This is a genomic window from Amycolatopsis sp. NPDC043885 (assembly GCF_056435685.1).
On sequence record NZ_JBWKEA010000003.1, the window covers coordinates 200173 to 216341 of the forward strand.

Below are 16169 nucleotides of genomic sequence, written 5' to 3' on the forward strand. Positions count from 1 at the left end.
ACCACGCCCGCAAGCCGCCGGACGCCGGATCCAACCGACGTCCAATGTCCGTCCAGTGCCGCCGAATAGCTTGTGCTCGAACAGTTTCCGCTGAGGGGAGGACGGATGAGGGCACGACTCAAGAAGGTCTTGACCGCGGCGGCCACCACGGTGACCCTCGCGGCGGCGCTCGTCGTCGGGACCGCGACCGGCAGCTCGGCGCAAGCGGCCGGGCCGCGGGCGTTCGCGATCTCGTCGGACGGCAAACTGATGGCCACCTTCTACACCGACACACCCCAGGTCCTCGACTGGGTCCGGCTCGTACAGGGGCTCACCTGCGGGGAGACACGCCTGATCGTGCTCGATTTCCGCGTCCAGAACGGCTTGCTGTACGGCGTGGGCGACAAGGGCTGTATCTACACGATGAAATTCCCGCCCGCGGCACCCGACGTCATCGTCACGAAGGTCTCGCAGCTGAGCGTTCCGTTGTACGGCAAGGAGTTCGGCATTGACTTCAATCCGGCCGCCGACCGGCTCCGGGTGATCAGCGACTACGGCCAGAACCTGCGGCACAATCTCGGCGACCACGTCACGATCGAAGACACCATCCTGACCACGCCGCCGGCGGGAGGGCCGACCAGAGGCGTCACGGCCGCTGCCTACACGAACAACGACCTCAACCCCGACACCGCGACCACGCTGTTCGACATCGGCACGGCTACCGACCAGGTACTCGTCCAGGCGCCCGCCAACGCCGGGTTCCTCAGCCCGACCGGCGCGCTCGGCGTCGACACCGGCCCGATCGCGGGCTTCGACATCTTCAGCGACCTCACCAACGGCAAGACGACCTCGGTGAGCGCGTTCGCCGCCCTCAACCCGGCCGCCGGGCCGTCGACGTTCCACACGGTCGATCTGCTGACCGGCGCGGCGACCAAGGTCGGCGACTTCCCGTTGCCGGGCGGGGATATCGCTGTCGCGCTCGATACCAACTGAGCGGGGAACGCCGCTGTCCGGTGTCCGGTCTTCGGCCGGGCACCGGACAGCGGTGTGTTCGTGCTTTGCCGGAAAACGGCGATGGGGCTGGGTTTCGGTTGCCGGAAATCGGCAACGCCGTAGGACCTTTCGGATGTCGAGGTGCTTGTCGGCTGACGTAACTCATCTATTGGCTCTCACTTGCCCACCCGAGGCTTGGTTGCCGGAAAACGGCAAGGGTGTGCGGCGGCTGTGAGGGCGGTCTTTGTTGCCGAAAATCGGTAATGCCATCCGTGTCCGCGGGGTCGGGATTTGTCGGTGGTGGATCGTATGTTCATGGGGTGGACACTCACTCCGCGCCCGTGGCGCTTCTGGAAAACATCACTGACCCCGAGGTGCTGGCATCGGTCAACGCTGCTGTCGATTCCTTGGATGACAAGGATGCCGTTGCTGTCGCGCAAGCGGCATCGGCCGGGATCGCGCGGCTGGAAGCGATCCGGTTCCGGGCTGTGGCGCAGCTGAACCGGCACCGCGCCGGTGCTCGTAGTGTCACGCAGGAGGTGGCGTTCGCGTTGTCTGTTGTGGACAATCATGCGGGTGCGATGGTCGCCGCGGCCGACGCGTTGACCACTCGCCTGCCCCGCACTCTGGGCTTGATGGACCAAGGGAAACTCGGCGGGTTCGGGGCGATGAAAGTCGCCGCGGCCACCTCGTGGCTCTCAGACGAGGACGCGCGTGCCGTCGACGCGCTACTGGAGGACCGGATCGCGGACAAGAACCCTGATCAGGTCCGCAAAGCCGCCAATCATGCGGCGAACACGATCGACCCCGAGGGCGCGGACAAGCGGGCCGAGGGGCATCGTGAGGGCCGTCGTCTCACGTTGCGTCACGGCGAGACCGGTGTCGCGTCGATCGAGGTCGAAGACGCCCCAGTCGAGAAGGCGGCCGCCGCTTATCAGCGGATCGATCGTGAAGCGCGAGTCCTGAAAACCGGTGGTGAGACCCGCACTCTGGATCAGCTGCGTGCCGACGTCGCTCTCGATCTCCTCCTGGGCGGCCGGGGTGGTGCGGGTGAGCGCAGTGAGGTGTTTCTGTATATGGATCTGTTCACCTATCTCGGCCTGAACGACGACCCGGCGGAGATGGCCGGGCACGGGTCCCTTCCCGCCGGGTTGGCCCGCCAGATCGCCACCGGCCCGAACACTGTGCTACGGCGGATCATCACCGACCCGCTCTCCGGGCAGGTCCTCGACCTCGGCCGCGGCCGCTATCGGCCGTCAGCGGGTGTGGACGAGTTCGTGCGGGTGCGGGACCGGGAATGCCGAAGACCCGGCTGCCACCGCCCCGCCCAGGCCTGCGACATCGACCACTCGCTGCCGTGGCAGCACGGCGGCCACACCAACGCCGACGAGCTGGTCGACCTCTGCCGCCGCGACCACCGCCTCAAGGACGAACCCGGCTGGACCTACCAGCTCGCCCCCGACGGCACCCTCACCATCACCACCCCCACCGGACAGACCCACGACAGCTCGCCACCGCCACTCCACCAACCCCGACCACCAGCCCCGACTGCTGACGAACCACCACCGTTCTAAGCCATCGCCGGAAAACGGCAACAACCCCTACCAGGGGACGAGTTCTGCAACCGCGAGGTCGGTCGCCGCACACCCGCCATCAGTCGCGTTGCCGGAAAAAGGCAACGGCCTGCCCGCGCGATGACGAGTTCTCCAGGCACCGAGTTGTCGCCTTAAACCCGCCAACACTCGTCACATAGCCAAAACACGGCGACGGCTCGTTCACGCCCCCGAGGGTTCTCCAGGTACGCACTCACCAGCCGCAACCGCGTTGCCGACAAACGGCACGCCCCCCATGCGACAGCGAGTTCTCCAGCTGCCACGCACCCAGCCCATAGCCGAAAACCGACCACGCCCTCCCCTTGCAAGAGGCCCAAGAGACCAACTCCACCCACGGTCTGAGCCCGAAGACCGGACCGTGATCCGATCCGCGCCACCACCACACACGGAAGGCTCACCGGGTATGGAAACCGACTACGTCTTCCCCGGCCGCCGCGTCGCCGCGGTCTCGATGGTCCTCGGACCGGTCCTGCTGCTCACCGGGACGCTGCTGCGGTCGCGCTTCGACTTCTTCTTCCCGAGCCAGCTCAAGGCGATGAGCGACCATCCCGCGCTGATGACCGCCGCGTACACGTGTTTCCTGGCAGGCAATGTCGTGCTGTGGCCCGCGATCGTCGCGCTCGCCACGAAGATCGGCCGCACCAGGCCGGCGTTGGCCGCCTGGGGTGGCCTGTTCGTCCTTTGTGGACTCTTCGAGCGGACCTTTCACGCCGGGATCGACCAGGCGGCGCTGGGACTCACCGAACGCCGTGGGTCCGGGTTCGCCGAGAGCGTGGTCAGCGAGTCGTATCAGGACCTGCATCTGTTCAGTTTTCTGTCGTTCACGATCATGTTCGGCTGGTACGTGCTCGCCTTCGCCGCTTATCGGGCGAAAGTGCTCGGCGTCGTCGGGTCGATCGGACTGGCGACGATGGGGCTTCTGCCACTCGGCGTTCTGAAAGGGACCGAATTCGTTTCGATCATCGGCACCGCCGGGCTTTGTGTCGCGTTGGTTCCGGCCGGTATCCGGGCATTACTGGAAAGTCCCAAACCGAGCCGCCGCACGATGGTGCTCACGGCGATCGCCGTTCCGGTTCTGGGCGCGCTCGCCTTCGCGAGCGCACTGGGCTGAACTCAGGCCAGCCGCGCGGACGTTTTCCCTTTTCTGTCACCGGATTCGTGTTCGCGCCCCGCCGGTAGACAGCTCATCAGCAGTACGACACCGACCGCCCCGAGAAGCATGTGCCCGGCGAGGATGCACAGCCCACAGAATCCGATCCACAATGAGATCTTCATTCTCAGAGGGTAGTGCCGTTCCCGGGAGCGGGGCCCGAACTTGGGAAAGACTTAAGGTCTCCTTTGGGCAAAGGGTCTGTCCGGAGTACGCGCGTAATACACCACCAGTGACACCGTCGCGGCGAGGAACACCACCTGCATCAGGCTCCGCGGCACCAGCTCGTCCATCGTCGAAGTCACCGGCCCGTGCAGTGCCTTGTACACATTCGCCGGGAACATCCCCAGCAGCAGGAGAGTCAGCCCGGCGGACGCCCACGGCGCCGTGCGCGACCACAGCACCCCCGCGGCGCCCGCGAGTTCGAGGACGCCGGTGACGGTCACCAGCAGTCCCGGCGCGGGCAGGGCGGGCGGCACCATCGCGACGAGTTCCTCGCGCATGCCGATGAAGTGCGCGAGACCGGTAGTGACGAACAGCGCCGCGACACCGCCGCGCACCGCGACGGGCCAGGGTTTGAACCGCTGGACGCCGAAGGCGCCCAGCAGGGCCAACGTCGCCGTGACGGCGATCAGCATCAGTACGGGTGCGAGACCGGGATCCATGACCATGCCTTCCGAGCAGTGAATCTTTCCACTGACAAGATGCGCGATTGCGGGCCATCTTGTCAATGACTAGATTCGTGGTCATGAGTCCGTACCACCACGGCGACCTCCGCCGGGCCGTGCTCGACGCCGCCGTCGCGGCCATCACCGAACACGGCCCCGCGGGGATCAGCCTCCGCGACCTCGCCCGGCGCGCGGGCGTCTCGCACGCCGGTCCGGTCCACCATTTCGGTGACAAGGCCGGGGTGCTGACCGCGCTGGCCGCCGAGGGATTCGACCTGCTCGCGGACGCGCTGGCGGCCGAGAGCGATCGGGATTTCGTCGAGGTCGGGGTGGCTTACGTGCGCTTCGCGATCGAGCATCGCGCGCATTTCGAGGTGATGTTCCGCCCCGAACTCCACCGCGAGGACGACGCGGCGCTGGCCGCCGCCCGTGACCGCGCCGGAGCCCTGCTGACCAGCGGCGCGGCGTCGGTCAGCGACGACGCGATGGCTGGGGTCGCCGCGTGGTCGCTGATGCACGGGTTCGCGAACCTCTGGCTCACCGGCGCACTGCGCGCCGAGCTCCAGGAAGATCCGGACACCGCCGCCCGCGCGATCGCCCGGATCCTGTTCCCGTGATCAGACCTGCGCGGTGGGCATCACGGTGACCTGCTGAAGGTTCACCCGAGCCGGGAGCGAGGTCAGGAACGCCACGGTCTCGGCGATGTCCTCGGGCTTCAGCCAGGTCAGCGACTCGCGTGCGCCGTCCAGCCACCGCAGAGCGCCGGCGTCGGTGACATGGCCCTGCAGTTCGGTCTCGACCAGCCCCGGCTCGATCGCCGCGACCCGCACACCCTTCGGCCCGAGGTCGGCGCGAAGGTTCTTCGACAAGTGCGTCACGTACGCCTTCGAGGCGACGTACACGGCGAAGGACGGGAAGACGGCCTGCGCGCCGATGGACGAGGTGTTCACCAGGTCCGCGACGCCCTTCTCGGCCGCCGAAGCGACGAGATGCGGGACGAACGCGCCGATCGCGTTCATCAGGCCCGTCATGTTGACGTCGATCATGCGCTGCCAGTCGCCGGTGGCGAGTTCGTCGATCGGCGCGGCCAGCATCACGCCGGCGTTGTTGAACAGGAGGTCCGCGCGGCCCAGCTTCGCCTCGATATCGGCCGCCGCGGCCCGCATCGCCGCGGCGTCGGCGACATCGACGGCGAGCACGAGCGCGGTACCGCCGTCGGCCTCGATCTTCTCGGCCAGTGTCTCCAGCCGGTCCGCCCGGCGGGCGATCAGCGCGACCGCCGCGCCGGAGGCGGCCAGCCGCCGGGCGGCCGCCGCGCCGATTCCGCTGGACGCTCCGGTGACGACGGCGACCCTGTTCGCGTACGGTGCCGGGGAGTTCGTCATCTGTGTTTCTCCTAAGTGGACTCGTTCTCGGTGATGAGTCCAGGAAACCGGGCCCCGCCCGGAGATGGCACGGTCTGTTCAGCCTGGGTCCGGCAGTACCAGTCAGGGCGTGCACGGAACTGTTACGCGCTCATCGAGTTCCGCGGACACGGACCGGCCAGCGTGATCCGTATGCGAATCCGATCCCTCGCGCTCGCGCTGGCCATGATGACGGCCACCGCGGCCCCCGCGTCGGCCGTCATCGGCGGCACCGAGTCCACCACGCCCTACGACTTCATGGTCTCCCTGCGGTACGACGCACCCCGTCCGGACGGACACCGGTGCGGGGCGGTGCTCATCGCGCCCCAGTGGGCGGTCACCGCGGGCCACTGCGCCAACACCCCGACCGGCGCGACCGTCGGGGTCCCTCGTGGCTGGAAGGTCCGCGTCGGCTCGCTCGACACCACCAGCGGCGGTGAGGTCACCGACGTCGACAAGTTCTATCGGCGCCACAACACCTACGACCCGGCCGGCGAGGACATCGCGGTCCTGCACCTGCGAAACGCCGTGCGAGCCACACCCGTCCGGCTCGCCGGGGCCACACCCGCCGTCGGTACCCCGGTCCGCATCCTCGGCTGGGGCGCGGCCGCGACCGGCTGCGACGACTTCAAGGACCCGAAGTGCTTTCCCAGCAAGCTGCGCGAAGCGGACACCGAGGTCGTGCCGCTCGATCGGTGCTGGGACGACGACGGGCACACCTTGCCGTTGTGCGTCGGCCGCGCCGATCCTCCGGTCGGGCCGGGAACGACGGACTCCGGCGGGCCCGCCCTGATTCGTTCGGGTGACGGCTGGGCCTTGGCCGGGACGGTGATCGGCGCCGGGATCAGGGGTGCCGATTTTCCCGGCATGTACACCGACGTCTCGAAGAATGCCGCGTGGATCAACGGCATCGTGACCGGGACCGCCGTTCCCCCGGACTCCCCGGTCCCGAACGTGGAGGGCACGGCCGAGGTGGGTAACTGCAAGGGAGCGGTGGTGCGCGCCGCCACCGCGCGTCCCGAAGACCCGGCGCTGGCGCTGACCAACGGCCATTGCGTGCCGAGCGGGCGGCCCGCCCCGGGAAAAGCCCTGGTCGACCGGCCCGCCGACCTGCCCCGTCCGGTCACGATCGCCGACCGGGAGGGCTATCCGAAGACCAGCGCCCGCGCCACCCGGCTGGTCTACGCGACGATGACCGGCACCGACATCGCGCTGTACCGGCTGGACAAGACCTACGCCCAGCTGGCCAGGGAGGGCGCGAAGGTCTTCCGGCTGACGACCAAGCCGATGCGCGCCGGTGACCGGCTCCTCATGGCCTACTCGAGCAGCCGTCCGAACTGCACGGTGGAGGCCGTCGTGCCGCACCTGCGCGAAGCCGGCTACCAGCAGGACGACGCGGTCCGCTACGCGCCGAGCGACACCTGTGTGAGCATGCCCGGCCACTCCGGCTCCGTGCTGCTGTCCCGCGACGGGAACACGGTCATGGGCATCAACAACACCCACAACCGTGACGGCGAGCGCTGCACCGAAAGCAACCCCTGCGAGGTCGGCCGGGACGGGACCGTGAAGGCACTGAAGGGCCGCAGTTACGGCCAGCAAGTCCATCGGATCGCGGCCTGTCTGACCAAGGGATCCCGGATCGACCTGCGACGATGTGCCCGCGAAAAATAATTCCCACCGGCTGTCGAATCGACGGGACGCTCTTCGTGTAGGTGATGACAAGCCGCTCCGACTTCAGGAGGACGCCATGACCCAGTACCTGATCAGCCTGTACCAGCCCGACGGTCCCGTCCCGCCGCCGGAGTTCCTGGAGCCGATCGCGCGCAAGATCCAGGCGCTCGACGACGAGATGAAGGCCGCGGGTGTCTGGGTCTTCGCCGGCGGCCTGCACCCGCCGACCACGGCGACCGTGCTGCGCGCCAAGGAGAACGGCGAGATCACGATGACCGACGGCCCGTACGTCGAGGGCAAGGAACACCTCGGTGGGTTCACCATCATCGAGGCGCCGGATCTGGACGCCGCGCTCGAATGGGGCCGCCGGGTCACCGAGATCACCTACCTCCCGGTCGAGGTCCGGCCGTTCCAGGGCGACGAAGGTCCTTCGTGCGTGTGACCACCGAGGACATCGGACGCGTCTTCACCGAGGAGTACGGCCGTGCCGTGGCCGTACTGGTCCGGGTCTTCGGCAGTATCGACATCGCCGAGGAAGCCGTCCAAGACGCCTTCGCCGAAGCGGTGGACCGCTGGCCGTCCAGCGGTCCACCGCCGAGCCCCGCGGGCTGGATCATCACGACCGCCCGCAACAAGGCCATCGACCGGTTGCGCCGGGAAGCCGCGCGCGACGACAAACACGCCCAGGCCGCGCTGATCAGCGCGGGCGACGAGCCGGTGGAGGAGGGTCCCGTGCGTGACGACCGTTTGCGGCTGATCTTCACCTGCTGCCACCCCGCGCTGGCCATCACCGCGCAGGTCGCGCTGACGCTGAAACTGCTGGGCGGGCTGACCACCGGCGAAATCGCGCACGCGTTCTTCGTCCCCGAAACGACGATGGCGCAACGGCTGGTCCGGGCGAAGGGCAAGATCCGCGCCGCGAAGATCCCGTACCGCGTCCCGGACGACGCCGATCTGCCGGACCGGCTGCGTTCGGTGCTCGCCGTGATCTACCTCGTGTTCAACGAGGGGTACACGGCCACTTCGGGCGAACGGCTGGTCCGGGAGGACCTGTGCGCGGAGGCGATCCGGCTCGGCAGGCTGCTGACCGCTCTCATGCCCGACGAACCGGAGGCCACCGGGCTGCTGGCGCTGATGCTGCTCACCGAGTCGCGCCGCGCGGCCCGCACCGGAGCGGACGGCGAAGTCGTGCTGCTGGCGGAGCAGGACCGGTCACGGTGGAACCGCGAGCTGATCACCGAAGGGCAGGCGCTGGTCCGTGCCTGCCTGCGGCGGAACCAGCCGGGTCCGTACCAGATCCAGGCGGCGATCAACGCCGTCCACAGCGACGCCGCCGACGCGGCGAGCACGGACTGGTCGCAGATCGTCCAGCTGTACGACCTGCTGCTGGCGGCGAATCCGACGCTGATCGTCGCGCTCAACCGGGCCGTCGCGGTCGCCGAAGTGGAGGGTCCCGATGCGGCCCTCGCCGTGATCGACGGCCTCGGACTGGGCGAATACCACCTGTACCACGCCATCCGCGCGGATCTGCTGCACCGCCTCGGCCGGCCGGAGGAGTCGGCGCGGGCCTACGAAGCCGCGATCGCGCGAGCGGAGAACAGCGCCGAACGGCGGCTGCTGGAACGAAAACTGGCCACGGTCAGTCCGTGATCAGCCGCGCCGGGCCGGGTCCCTTGTCGGCGAGGACGTCACCGGGGTTCACCAGCACGCACTGGTCGAAGGACAGGCAGCCGCAGCCGATGCATTCGGTGAACCGGTCCCGCATGCACTCCAGCTGCTCGATGCGCTTGTTCAGTTCGGCGCTCCAGCACTGGGAAGCCCGCTGCCAGAACGCCTGGTCCGGCGCGGCGCCCTCCGGCAGGAAATCGAGCACTCCACCGATCACCTCCAGCGGGATGCCGAGGTGGTGCGACGCGCGGATGAACGCCACCACGCGGAGCGCGCTGCGGGGGTAGCGACGCTGATTCCCACTGGTCCGCCTGCTGCTGATGAGGCCCTGACGTTCGTAGAACCGCAGGGCGGAGGTGGCGACGCCGCTGCGCCGGGACAGCTCTCCGATGGTGAGTTCGGACGGCAGTTCGGACATGGCGACGATCCTACCTTGACTTAAACCCTTGTTTAAGTTCCATGCTGGAGGCATGACAGCACAGGGGACCTCCGAAATGACCATCCACAACGGACATTGGCCGACACCGGACGATTCGACGGTCGTGGTGGCACGGGAATGGCCGGACGCCGACGCGGCGCGCGCGGCGTTCAAAAGCCGCGAAGGACTTGTTTCCTTCACCGCATACGAGGGCATCGACCACGACGGCGCCTTCACTTACGAGCAGTGGACCAGCGAAGAAGCCATCCAGAACCTGGACGGCGCGCCCGTGTTCCGCCTCTACCGCGGCCACCGCGGCGAAGGAGCGCCAGGCTGCCTCGTGATCGTCTCGGTCGAGTTCGAAGGACCCGACGAGCGGCGGCAACGCGACTGGATCGACCTCGTCTTCGAAGCGCTGGCGTCCGAACCCGCGCACCCCAAAGGCGGGATCTCGGGGTTCTTCCACGTGAGCACCGACGGGACCAGGGTGCTGAACTACGCCGAATGGACCAGCGCCGACGCCCACCGCGCCGCGCTCGCGGCCCCTGGCGCCGACGGCATCGGGACGACGGACGCGTGGAAGAAGGTGCAGACCTACCCGGGGATGTCGGGCGGGTCGGTCAAGCGGTACCGCCCGATCTTCTCGGCGGTGGCGGCATGAAGCCGATCCTGGTCGCCGGCGCGACGGGCAACGTCGGCTCGCAAGTGGTCGCCCAGCTGCGGGCGCGGAACCTCCCGGTCCGGGCGCTGAGCCGGAACCCGCCCGCCGACGGCGTCCGCGGTGACCTGGCGAAACCGGAAACGATCGCGCCGGCGCTCGACGGCGTCGACACGGTGTTCCTGATGCTCGCCGGCCCCGCCGAGGCACTGGCGCCCACGGTGTCGCTGCTCGGGGAACGGGTGAAGCGCGTGGTGTTCCTTTCCTCGGGCGCCGTCGACGATTCGCTGGCGGAGCAGGACAACGCCATCGGCGCCTGGCATCGCGCCGTCGAGGAGGCGATCGAAGCCGCCGGCCTGGAATGGACTTTCCTGCGACCGCACGGCTTCGCGACCAACACCCTCGGCTGGGCGCCGTCGATCCGCGCGGACGGCGTCGTCCGCGGCGCGTACGGCGAGGCGTCGATGCCGCTGATCCACGAGAAGGACATCGCCGCGGTGGCCGTCGAAGCACTGACCGGCGACGGGCACACTGGGGCGAAGTACACGCTCACCGGCACACGGCCGATGACGCAGGCCGAACAGGTCCGGATCATCGGCGAGGCCGCGGGCCGTCCGGCGCGCTGGGAGGAGATCCCGCTCGAAGAAGCGCGTGCCGCCCTGCTCACGAAAATGCCGGACTTCATCGTCGACACGATGCTGGCCGGGTTCCAGGGACTGGTGACGAAACCGGGCGAGGTCACCTCGACCGTCCAGGACGTCACCGGCAGGCCGGGGCTGGACTTCGAGGTCTGGGCGGCCGACCACGCCGCCGCGTTCCGGTAGAGTCGGGTCCGTGTCGACACCGGTTCATGCCGCGGTGGTCCACTAGCCGCCGTTCCTGACCTTGTCCCCCGACGAGCCACGCCCGCGGGGTCTCTTCACCGCGGGCGGATCCAGGAACGGAAACCATGAACCCCCTGTCCACAAAGGACGGTGGTCGGCGCTAGCTGACCACCGTCGGCACGAAAATGCCCCGGCCCGTCGTCGCCGTCGACGATCGCATCACCGCCGACGAGGCGTTCCGGCTCGCCGCGTGCGGCACCGGTCTCGCCTGGCACGGCGACTTCCCGGGCGCGCGGAACCTCCTCGCCGCGTTGTCCCGCCGTTGCGGTATCGCGGCTGGGAAACCTTTTCAGGAGCAGCGGGACCATCGGTCACGCCGGGCGCGGATCCTCGGCAGGCTGCTGGTCCCGCTGGACCCCGGCCACGTCCTGCCGTTGCGCCGCGGGCCGGACGTGCGCGAGGCCTGCGCCGAGGTCTTCGGACCTTCCGAGACCGCGTCGCTGGTGTCCTTGCGTGAGCTGCTGGGCATCGTCGGCGCGCACGAATGGCGGGTGAAGGGCGTCGAAATCCCGTCGCTCGGCGCGAAAATCCATCCGCACCACGGGGTCTTCTCCCCCGTCCGTGGCGAGTACGTCGATCTGGTGGCGAGAACTCCGTTGCCCGCCAAGCAACTGGTGTTCGACATCGGCACCGGCACCGGCGTGCTCGCCGCGGTCCTCGCACGTCGAGGGGTCGAGCGCGTGGTGGCGACGGACAACGAGCCGCGCGCCGCTGGTCGTCTGCAATCCGCCTTGGTTGCCGTCCCGCGCGCACACCTCGCTAGAACGCGCCGTCTACGACCCGGGAAGCAGGATGCTCAAGGCGTTCCTCGACCGGCTGCCCCCGGCATCTCGAACCCGGCGGGGAGGCGTGGCTGATCCTCGAACTGCTGGGCCTGCGCACACGCGAAGAACTCCTCGGCGCTTTCGAGCGGTCCGGCCTCGAAGTCCGGGGCCGGGAGGACATCCGGCCGCGGCATCCGCGGGCCAACGCGAAGGAGGTCACGACGCGGTGGCGGCTCACAACCCGAGCAGCGCCCGTGCCTGACTGATGAACACGCGGGCGGCGGGGCTGACCGGCCCCTCCGTCCGCCAGGCCAGCGCCAGTTTCGCCCGCAGCCCGGCGGGCCGCGTGATCTCCATGGCGTGCAGTTCCGTGTAGTGCGTCGCCAGCGACATCGGCACCACGGCGACGCCGAGCCCGCGCCCGACCAGTTCGGCGACGACGTTCGGGTCGCCCGCCTCCAGGGTCACCCTCGGCTGGGCGCTGTCGGCGAGGAACGCCGCGTCGACGATCGCGCGCATGCCGGTGCCCTTCGGCAGGCTGACCAGGGAACGGCTTTCCAGCTCCGACAGGGTGATCGTGGCCTGTCCGGTGAGCGGATCCTCCTGCCCGGAGATGACGACGAGCGGCTCGTCGAGGACGACCTCCAGGCCGATCCCCGGCGGCGGTTCGCCGGAGACCCCGATCAGCGCGACGTCGAACCGGCCGTCGGCGACACCCGCGAGCAGGACGTCGGACGTCGCCTCGGCGAGCGTGATGTCGACCGCCGGATGACGCTCGTGGAAACGCGCGAGCAGATCCGGCAGGTTGACCGGGCCACGCGAGGACACCATGCCCATCGCGACCTGGCCGCGGACCAGGCCGGTCAGGTCGTCGACCGCCTGCCGCACCCCGGCGATGGCGGCGAGCGCGGCCCGCGCGTGCGGGAGCGCGGCGGCGCCGACCTCGGTCAGCCGCACCGCCCTGGCCGACCGGTCGAGCAACGGCTGCCCGAGTTCGCGTTCGAGGCGGCGGATCTGGGCGCTGACGCCGGGCTGCGCGACGTGCAGCCGCTCGGCGGCTCGGGTGAAGTTCGCTTCCTCGGCCACCGCGACGAAGTATTCGAGCTGGCGCAGTTCCATAACCGATGATTCTAATTGCCAGACAAACCAGATCTTGGACTTCTGGCCGAATCGGGATCACGCTGATGGCATGACCACGATGCTCCGCTCCGGCGACCCGGATTACGACAACGAACTCGCCGGTTTCCAGACCGCGGTGCCCCGCCGTCCCGACGTCATCGTGCCCGCCGCCTCGGCCGCCGATGTCGTCGAGGCCGTCCGTCACGCCGTCGAGCACGACCTCCCGATCGCCGTCCACTCGACCGGGCACGGCGTCGGCGTCCCGTTCGAAGGTAGCGTCCTCGTCACCACCCACCGCATGACCGGGATCCGGATCGACGAGGGGATCGCACGGGTCGAAGCGGGCGTGCGCTGGGGTGCGGTCATCGAAGCGGCCGCGGAGCACGGGCTCGCGCCGCTGAGCGGCTCCTTCCCCGGCGTCGGCGTCGTCGGCTACACCCTCGGCGGCGGGTTCAGCCTGCTCGGCCGCAAGTACGGCCTGGCGGCCGACCAGGTGACCGCGATCGAGGTGGTGACCGCCGACGGGGAGCTCCGCCGCGCCACCCCGGACACCGAAAGCGACCTGTTCTGGGCGCTCCGCGGCGGCCGCGACAACTTCGGGATCGTCACCGCGCTGGAGTTCCGGCTCGTCCCGGTCACCCGGCTGTACGGCGGCAGCCTGCAATTCGGCACCGAATCGCTGTCCGCGGTGCTCCACGCCTGGCGCGACTGGGCGACGGGGATGCCCCGCGAGATGACGTCGTCGCTGGGCATGGTCCCGATGCCGGATCTGCCGATGGTGCCCGAACCGCTGCGCGGGCAGCACGTCGCGCAGATCCGGGTCGCCTATCTCGGTGACGCCGCCGAGGGCGAGCGCCTCGTCGCCCCGCTGCGCGCCGCCGCCCCCGTCCTGGGTGACACGCTCGCCGAGATCCCGTTCACCGAATCGGGCAAGATCGCGAACGAGCCGCCCTTCCCGCACGGCTACCGCGCCGACAACGCCACCGTGTCCGAACTCAACGACGCGATGCTCGACGCGATCCTCGAACACGCCGGCCCGGACGCCCCGGTGCCGACCGTCGTCCTGCTGGACCTGCTCGGCGGCGCGCTGTCCGACGTGCCCGAGCACCCCGGCGTGGGCTGGGACCGTGAAGCGAGCTTCACCGTCCGCGCGCTGTCCGTCGTGGACGACGCTTCGATCGCCGAGATCCGGAGCGCGCACGCGAAGCTGTTCGACGCGCTGAAGCCCTGGTCGACCGGCAAACTGCTGACCTTCGTCTACGGCGAGAGCGCGGCGGGCGAGGAAGCGTCCAAGGTGTACTCCCCGGCCGATCTGCGGCGGCTCGCCGAGGTCAAGGCGGCCGTCGACCCGGTGAACCGGTTCCGGCTGACACATAACGTCGAACCCGCGCCTGACGCTGGGTGATCTTCGAAACCGCAGGTAGGAGGCCTCGACACGGGGCGAAAGCGCAGCGAACGGCACCCGTATACTTCCGGGCCGATACCGCCATTAGGGGGCATGCCGTGCGCGCTTTGGACCATGACGAGTTCCTCGCCATGCGTCGGTTCCCCGCGCTCGACGGCCTGCGCGCGATCGCGGCGACCATCGTGATCCTCTACCACTTCGCGGGTCCGAAGTGGAGCTGGCTGTCCGGCTGGGTCGGTGTCTACATCTTCTTCGTGCTGTCCGGTTTCCTGATCACGACGCTGCTGCTGCGTGAACAGGACCGGACCGGCCGGATCTCGCTTTCGGCCTTCTACCTGCGGCGCGTGTTCCGGATCCTGCCGCCGTACCTGGTGATCCTCGGCGGGATCGTCGTGTTCGTGTGGCTGCGCGGGGAGTTCTTCGTCCGCGAGTTCCCGCACGCGCTGAAGTACTACTTGACCTTCTTCAACGAGTTCTTCCCCGCCAGCAGCCCGGACGGCCCGGACAACTTCTTCAGCGGCTCGTGGACGCTGGGCATCGAGGAGAAGTTCTACCTGGTCTGGCCGTTCCTGCTGGTGGTCGCCGGGGCGGCCGGGCTGGCCGCGGCCTGGCGCAAGCTCGCGCTGGCGTTCGCCGCGTTCGCGCTGATGGCCGGGCTGGTGGGGGTCACCAGCGGCTGGGTGCTCAACGGGCCGCAGGTGCCGATCTACCGCTCGACCGTGCACTACGCGATCCTGCTGATCGGCTGCGTGCTGGCGATCGCGATGCACTACCGCCGGTCCTACGCGGTGCTCAAACCGCTGACCCATCCGCTCGCGGCGATCCCTGTGTTCGGCGCTTTCGCCGTGCTGCACGTCAACATGGAAAGCCTGTGGTGGGAGACCGGCAGCAACCTGGGCCTGCTGATCGCCTACGGCCTGCTGTCGGCGATGTTGCTGGTCGTGCTCGTCTCGCCGGGGCCGCTTCGCTGGCTGCTGGCCACGAAGGTGATGCGGTTCGTCGGTGAGCGCTCGTACTCGCTCTACCTGCTGCAGGGCCCGGTGCACTTCGTGGTGGTCGAGGCGATCCCGCCGCTGGGCGAGCACCGGATGATCAGCGCGCTGACCGTGTTCGCGGTCGGGCTCGCGATCGCGGACCTGATCCACCGCTGGGTCGAGCAGCCGATGATCCTCACCGGCAAGAAGCTGATCGCGCGCCGCCAGGAGCGCAAGGCACTGCGTGCGGCCGAAGCCGAACTCAAGCGCCCCGCAGCCGTAAAAGCCCCCAGCGGCGCGCGCTGACCTCCCGCGTTTCGTCCTCTGAATGCGGTACTTGCGCCTGCAACTACCGCATTCAGAGGACTAAATGCGAGCGGGTCAGCGGGAGATCGTGACGATCGGGATCACCCGATCGGTCTTCTTCTCGTAGTCGGCGAAGCCCGGCATCAAGCTGACCATCTTCGCGTAGAGACGGTCACGCTCGGCGCGGTCCACGACGGTGGCGGTCGCGTCGAACTTCTCCGTGCCGACCTCGATCGTGACCTTCGGGTTCGCCAGGATGTTGTGGTACCAGGCCGGATTCTTGTCCGACCCGGCGAACGACGCGGCGACGATGTACTTACCGTCCTCCTCCGCGAACGCGAGCGGCGACGTGCGAGGCTCGCCGCTCTTCGCCCCGGTGGTGGTGAGGAGCAGCAGCGAACCACCCTCGAACGGGCCGCCCACCTTCCCCTCGTTCTCGCGGAACTCCTTGATGATGTTCTTGTTCCAGTCGAGCGCTTCGGACAACTTTCCTCCA

General features: G+C 68.9%; 17 protein-coding genes and 1 pseudogene. 12 read left to right on the forward strand and 6 right to left on the reverse strand.

Annotated elements, in window-relative coordinates; translation table 11 throughout:
- The first annotated feature begins 105 nt into the window (after positions 1-105).
- From AC069I_RS13845 to AC069I_RS13855, 3 genes are all read left to right on the forward strand, one after another.
- Positions 106-972, forward strand: a complete 867-nt coding sequence (locus AC069I_RS13845; RefSeq protein ID WP_478265558.1) for a DUF4394 domain-containing protein — start codon at positions 106-108, stop codon at positions 970-972.
- A gap of 341 nt (positions 973-1313) precedes the next feature.
- Complete coding sequence (locus AC069I_RS13850; protein ID WP_478225547.1) at positions 1314-2546, forward strand: HNH endonuclease signature motif containing protein; 1233 nt, start codon at positions 1314-1316, stop codon at positions 2544-2546.
- A 442-nt stretch (positions 2547-2988) separates the two neighbouring features.
- Complete coding sequence (locus AC069I_RS13855; protein WP_478225384.1) at positions 2989-3696, forward strand: hypothetical protein; 708 nt, start codon at positions 2989-2991, stop codon at positions 3694-3696.
- 2 nt (positions 3697-3698) lie between these two features.
- Here the strand turns inward: AC069I_RS13855 and AC069I_RS13860 are convergent, their stop codons facing one another.
- Positions 3699-3860 (reverse strand): hypothetical protein, encoded by a 162-nt coding sequence (locus tag AC069I_RS13860; RefSeq protein WP_257484144.1) that lies wholly within the window; start codon positions 3858-3860, stop codon positions 3699-3701.
- Between the two features lie 51 nt (positions 3861-3911).
- Complete coding sequence (locus AC069I_RS13865; RefSeq protein WP_478235416.1) at positions 3912-4406, reverse strand: DoxX family protein; 495 nt, start codon at positions 4404-4406, stop codon at positions 3912-3914.
- 77 nt (positions 4407-4483) lie between these two features.
- Here AC069I_RS13865 and AC069I_RS13870 point away from each other — a divergent pair, with 77 nt between their 5' ends.
- Positions 4484-5020 (forward strand): TetR/AcrR family transcriptional regulator, encoded by a 537-nt coding sequence (locus AC069I_RS13870; protein ID WP_478265559.1) that lies wholly within the window; start codon positions 4484-4486, stop codon positions 5018-5020.
- Here the strand turns inward: AC069I_RS13870 and AC069I_RS13875 are convergent, their stop codons facing one another.
- Positions 5021-5788, reverse strand: a complete 768-nt coding sequence (locus AC069I_RS13875; protein WP_478265560.1) for an SDR family oxidoreductase — start codon at positions 5786-5788, stop codon at positions 5021-5023.
- A gap of 171 nt (positions 5789-5959) precedes the next feature.
- Here AC069I_RS13875 and AC069I_RS13880 point away from each other — a divergent pair, with 171 nt between their 5' ends.
- The 3 genes from AC069I_RS13880 to AC069I_RS13890 all read left to right on the forward strand — a co-directional run bounded on the left by AC069I_RS13880 (position 5960) and on the right by AC069I_RS13890 (position 9127).
- On the forward strand, positions 5960-7477 hold the full coding sequence (locus AC069I_RS13880) for a trypsin-like serine protease (RefSeq protein WP_478225380.1): 1518 nt from the start codon (positions 5960-5962) through the stop codon (positions 7475-7477).
- 76 nt (positions 7478-7553) lie between these two features.
- Positions 7554-7919, forward strand: coding sequence for a YciI family protein (locus AC069I_RS13885; protein ID WP_478225379.1), 366 nt, complete (start codon positions 7554-7556; stop codon positions 7917-7919).
- Positions 7910-9127 (forward strand): RNA polymerase sigma factor, encoded by a 1218-nt coding sequence (locus AC069I_RS13890; protein WP_478265561.1) that lies wholly within the window; start codon positions 7910-7912, stop codon positions 9125-9127. Before AC069I_RS13885 ends, AC069I_RS13890 begins: the two co-directional genes overlap by 10 nt.
- On the opposite strand, the gene soxR is transcribed toward AC069I_RS13890, so the two are convergent.
- A complete protein-coding gene (gene soxR, locus AC069I_RS13895) occupies positions 9117-9563 on the reverse strand; it encodes a redox-sensitive transcriptional activator SoxR (RefSeq protein WP_478265562.1) in 447 nt (148 codons plus the stop codon). The genes AC069I_RS13890 and soxR overlap by 11 nt on opposite strands.
- A 52-nt stretch (positions 9564-9615) precedes the next feature.
- Between soxR and AC069I_RS13900 the strand changes: the two genes are divergently transcribed.
- From AC069I_RS13900 to AC069I_RS13910, 3 genes and pseudogenes are all read left to right on the forward strand, one after another.
- The gene (locus AC069I_RS13900) at positions 9616-10224 is read left to right on the forward strand and encodes a hypothetical protein (RefSeq protein ID WP_478225376.1); all 609 of its coding nucleotides are present in this window, start codon (positions 9616-9618) and stop codon (positions 10222-10224) included.
- Positions 10221-11045 carry an NAD(P)H-binding protein gene (locus tag AC069I_RS13905; protein ID WP_478225375.1) on the forward strand — a complete coding sequence of 275 codons (825 nt, stop codon included), beginning with the start codon at positions 10221-10223 and terminating at the stop codon, positions 11043-11045. Before AC069I_RS13900 ends, AC069I_RS13905 begins: the two co-directional genes overlap by 4 nt.
- 185 nt (positions 11046-11230) lie before the next feature.
- Positions 11231-12135 (forward strand): annotated as a pseudogene (locus tag AC069I_RS13910) (class I SAM-dependent methyltransferase).
- Here AC069I_RS13910 and AC069I_RS13915 read toward each other — a convergent pair.
- Positions 12104-12988, reverse strand: a complete 885-nt coding sequence (locus AC069I_RS13915) for a LysR substrate-binding domain-containing protein (RefSeq protein WP_478225374.1) — start codon at positions 12986-12988, stop codon at positions 12104-12106. The pseudogene AC069I_RS13910 and the gene AC069I_RS13915 overlap by 32 nt on opposite strands.
- Before the next feature lie 70 nt (positions 12989-13058).
- Between AC069I_RS13915 and AC069I_RS13920 the strand changes: the two genes are divergently transcribed.
- Together AC069I_RS13920 and AC069I_RS13925 are read left to right on the forward strand one after the other, a co-directional pair.
- The gene (locus tag AC069I_RS13920) at positions 13059-14393 is read left to right on the forward strand and encodes an FAD-binding oxidoreductase (RefSeq protein WP_478265563.1); all 1335 of its coding nucleotides are present in this window, start codon (positions 13059-13061) and stop codon (positions 14391-14393) included.
- Positions 14394-14491: 98 nt separating this feature from the next.
- Positions 14492-15673: an acyltransferase family protein gene (locus tag AC069I_RS13925; RefSeq protein ID WP_478265564.1), complete on the forward strand. Its 1182-nt coding sequence runs from the start codon at positions 14492-14494 to the stop codon at positions 15671-15673.
- A gap of 75 nt (positions 15674-15748) precedes the next feature.
- Here the strand turns inward: AC069I_RS13925 and AC069I_RS13930 are convergent, their stop codons facing one another.
- The gene (locus AC069I_RS13930) at positions 15749-16159 is read right to left on the reverse strand and encodes a nitroreductase family deazaflavin-dependent oxidoreductase (RefSeq protein ID WP_478225371.1); all 411 of its coding nucleotides are present in this window, start codon (positions 16157-16159) and stop codon (positions 15749-15751) included.
- Between the last annotated feature and the right edge of the window lie 10 nt (positions 16160-16169).

Bases quoted from the DNA above. Each gene is read 5' to 3' on its own strand.
- AC069I_RS13875 (WP_478265560.1), bottom strand. From the start codon at position 5,788: ATGACGAACTCCCCGGCACCGTACGCGAACAGGGTCGCCGTCGTCACC.
- AC069I_RS13855 (WP_478225384.1), top strand. From the start codon at position 2,989: ATGGAAACCGACTACGTCTTCCCCGGCCGCCGCGTCGCCGCGGTCTCG.
- AC069I_RS13920 (WP_478265563.1), top strand. From the start codon at position 13,059: ATGACCACGATGCTCCGCTCCGGCGACCCGGATTACGACAACGAACTC.
- AC069I_RS13845 (WP_478265558.1), top strand. From the start codon at position 106: ATGAGGGCACGACTCAAGAAGGTCTTGACCGCGGCGGCCACCACGGTG.
- AC069I_RS13880 (WP_478225380.1), top strand. From the start codon at position 5,960: ATGCGAATCCGATCCCTCGCGCTCGCGCTGGCCATGATGACGGCCACC.
- AC069I_RS13870 (WP_478265559.1), top strand. From the start codon at position 4,484: ATGAGTCCGTACCACCACGGCGACCTCCGCCGGGCCGTGCTCGACGCC.
- AC069I_RS13900 (WP_478225376.1), top strand. From the start codon at position 9,616: ATGACAGCACAGGGGACCTCCGAAATGACCATCCACAACGGACATTGG.
- AC069I_RS13885 (WP_478225379.1), top strand. From the start codon at position 7,554: ATGACCCAGTACCTGATCAGCCTGTACCAGCCCGACGGTCCCGTCCCG.
- AC069I_RS13860 (WP_257484144.1), bottom strand. From the start codon at position 3,860: ATGAAGATCTCATTGTGGATCGGATTCTGTGGGCTGTGCATCCTCGCC.
- AC069I_RS13865 (WP_478235416.1), bottom strand. From the start codon at position 4,406: ATGGTCATGGATCCCGGTCTCGCACCCGTACTGATGCTGATCGCCGTC.
- AC069I_RS13905 (WP_478225375.1), top strand. From the start codon at position 10,221: ATGAAGCCGATCCTGGTCGCCGGCGCGACGGGCAACGTCGGCTCGCAA.
- soxR (WP_478265562.1), bottom strand. From the start codon at position 9,563: ATGTCCGAACTGCCGTCCGAACTCACCATCGGAGAGCTGTCCCGGCGC.
- AC069I_RS13915 (WP_478225374.1), bottom strand. From the start codon at position 12,988: ATGGAACTGCGCCAGCTCGAATACTTCGTCGCGGTGGCCGAGGAAGCG.